The sequence below is a fragment of the Ectothiorhodospira lacustris genome (genome assembly GCF_022227785.1).
Classification (GTDB): domain Bacteria; phylum Pseudomonadota; class Gammaproteobacteria; order Ectothiorhodospirales; family Ectothiorhodospiraceae; genus Ectothiorhodospira; species Ectothiorhodospira lacustris.
In genome coordinates this window covers 1-2,495 of sequence record NZ_JAJNQM010000148.1, presented here as the reverse complement: position 1 = coordinate 2,495, position 2,495 = coordinate 1, and the positions used below count along the sequence as shown (strand labels likewise).

The following is a 2,495-nucleotide window of genomic DNA, read 5'->3' as shown; positions in this document are numbered from 1 at the left end:
GCCTTAGTGTGCTCGTCGATGGCCCGCCGGAAGCTGTCGGGATCGTCCCCTTCCACCAGTTTGACCTGAATGCCCAGCCGCGGCAGTGTCACTTTGAACTGATTGTAGGTCCCGCCGTACAGATAGCTGGTGGACACGATGTTGTCACCGGCCTGGGCAATCGTGGTCAGCGCCAGAAACTGGGCCGCCTGTCCGGAACTGGTGGCTACGGCGGCAACACCGCCTTCGAGTGCCGCGATGCGCTGCTCAAAGACGTCGGTGGTGGGGTTCATGATCCGGGTGTAGATGTTCCCGAACTCTTTCAAGGCAAAGAGTCTCGCGCCATGGTCCGCATCATTGAAGGCATAGGAGGTGGTTTGGTAGATGGGTACCGCCCTGGCATTGGTTCCGGCTGCCGGCGACTGACCCGCATGCACCTGCAGGGTTTCATAGCGAAGATCGGGAAGGTCAATGCTCATCGGTCTGCTCCGTGGCGGTGGGGGCGCCCCTGACGGGAAGAACCCGTAAGGTGCCTATCGATTGCTCCTGGGAAGCAACGTAACAGGGCGGCACCATTCCTCGAACCAATAAAATAGAAAGTGCTTATCAAGCCACTGTATATCTCTTTCATGGAATAAGCATTCCAGTTTTTCTTGGTTCTGCCTCCTCATGCCTTCCCCTAGATTGGTCACCAATGCGGAGCTGCACGCGGTTTCCGGCGCGTGTATTCATGACCCATCACGAGAGGCTTACGACCCAAATGTTCAGAAAATGGCGCATGGCATTGGCTTTCACGGCCTCCTTTTCAATGCTTTCCCCGTTGGGAGCGTCGGCGGAGGAGCATCACATCCGGCTCGGCTATCTGCCGGTGACCGGGCATGCCAAGTTCTTCGTGGCCCAAGAGCAGGGTTTTTTTGCCCAAGAAGGACTGAAGGTGGATTTGCATGAATTCGCCAATTCCGCCGATGGCATCGCCGCGGTGGTGGCGGGACGCCTGGATGCGGGTGCCTTTGGTACTTCCGCCCCATTGATCCATTTTGCCCGGGGTGCGGACCTGAAGGTGATTGCCGGTGTGATGGGGGAGGACGCCTATCTGATCACCCGTCGGGAGCTTACGGGTCAGATCAGCGGTATCAAGGATCTTGCCGGTCGGAAGGTGGCCACCGTCCGTCTGGCCTCTGGTGATGCCATTCTGCGGTATGAGTTGCACCGTGCCGGCGTTGACTGGCGCAAGGATCTCACCATTTATGAGTTGCGCAATCCACCGGCGGTGATTCAGGCGGTCAGGACCGGCCAGGCCGATGCCGGGGTGGTCTGGGGGCCCCATGATCAGCGGGCTCAGGCGGAGGGGCTGGTGGTGGTGCTCAGCAGCGCGGCTCTACAACCCGGTCACCCCTGCTGCCGTCTGGTGGTGTCCGGAAGCAGCCTGGAGAAAACCGAACAATGGCAGGCACTGCTGCGCGCCCTGTTGAGGGCCGAGCGCTTTGCCGCGCGCAATCACGATCAGACCGTGGCGAATATCCGTAAGTATATCCCGCTGGATGATGAACTGATCCGTTCCACGTATTACCGGGACACCCTGGATCAATCCACCGATCCCAACGTATCCGGCGTCAGTGATTTCTGGGATGCCGTCACCGGGGCGGGTTTTGTGGAGTCGGAGCGGGATATCCATGACGTCTTCGCCCTGAGCTTCTACCAATCGGCTCTGGAACAGCTGGCCGCCGCCGAGCCGGACGAGCCTCTGTGGCGGGAACTGCTGGAGAAGCTGGCCCTCCAGGAGGCCTCATGAGCGGCCTCACCCTCGAAAATGTGTCCTTCAGTTATGGTCAGGACACGGTGCTGGATCGGATCAATCTGAATATCCGAAGCGGAGAGTTCCTGGTCCTGTTGGGGCCGTCCGGCTCCGGCAAGTCCACCTTACTGCGGTTGCTGGCCGGTCTGGAGGCCCCTGCAAAGGGTCGCGTGCTGCAAGAGGGGGTGCCCGTGACCCGGGCCGGTCGTGACCGTGCGGTGGTCTTTCAGGACTACTCCCTTTTCCCCTGGTTGACGCTGACGGACAACGTGGCTTTGGCGGTGGCCAAGGGGCAACCGCAGTTGGGCAAGGCCGATCGCCTGGCGGTGGCCAGGGCCTTGCTCGTCGATGTCGGTCTGGAGATCGCCGCCGGGCGGTGCCCTTTCGAGGTCTCCGGCGGTATGCGCCAGCGGGCTGCGATTGCCCGCGCCCTGGCCCTGGAGGCCTCGGTGTTGCTGCTGGATGAGCCCTTTGGGGCGCTGGACCCGATCAATCGTATCCGTTTGCAGGACCTGCTTCGGGAGATTCGTCTGCGACGTCCGCGGGTGCCGACCACTGTCTTCGTCACCCATGACCTGGACGAAGCCTTGTGGCTGGGACAGCGGGTGGCCCTGCTGGGCGCGTGCCCCGGTCACCTGATCGGCGAATATCCGGTGCCGGCCGAAGACCGGAGTAGCCGTGACGTCTTTCGTCGCCAGCCGGCAGTGCAGGCGTTGCGGCA

3 protein-coding genes are annotated in these 2,495 nt (G+C 61.5%); 2 read left to right on the top strand and 1 reads right to left on the bottom strand.

All coding sequences use genetic code 11. From position 1 onward, the window contains the following. Positions 1-458 (bottom strand): PLP-dependent transferase (locus LQ952_RS15685; protein WP_238623551.1); only part of this gene is annotated, 458 nt, incomplete at its 3' end. A 299-nt stretch (positions 459-757) separates the two neighbouring features. On the opposite strand from LQ952_RS15685, the gene LQ952_RS15680 reads away from it, so the two are divergent. Together LQ952_RS15680 and LQ952_RS15675 are read left to right on the top strand one after the other, a co-directional pair. Beyond that, entirely contained in the window at positions 758-1,771 is a 1,014-nt protein-coding gene (locus tag LQ952_RS15680; protein WP_238623550.1) for an ABC transporter substrate-binding protein, read from the top strand. Then, positions 1,768-2,495 (top strand): ABC transporter ATP-binding protein (locus tag LQ952_RS15675; RefSeq protein ID WP_238623549.1); only part of this gene is annotated, 728 nt, incomplete at its 3' end. The genes LQ952_RS15680 and LQ952_RS15675, both read left to right, overlap by 4 nt.

Bases quoted from the DNA above. Each gene is read 5' to 3' on its own strand.
- LQ952_RS15680 (WP_238623550.1), top strand. From the start codon at position 758: ATGGCATTGGCTTTCACGGCCTCCTTTTCAATGCTTTCCCCGTTGGGA.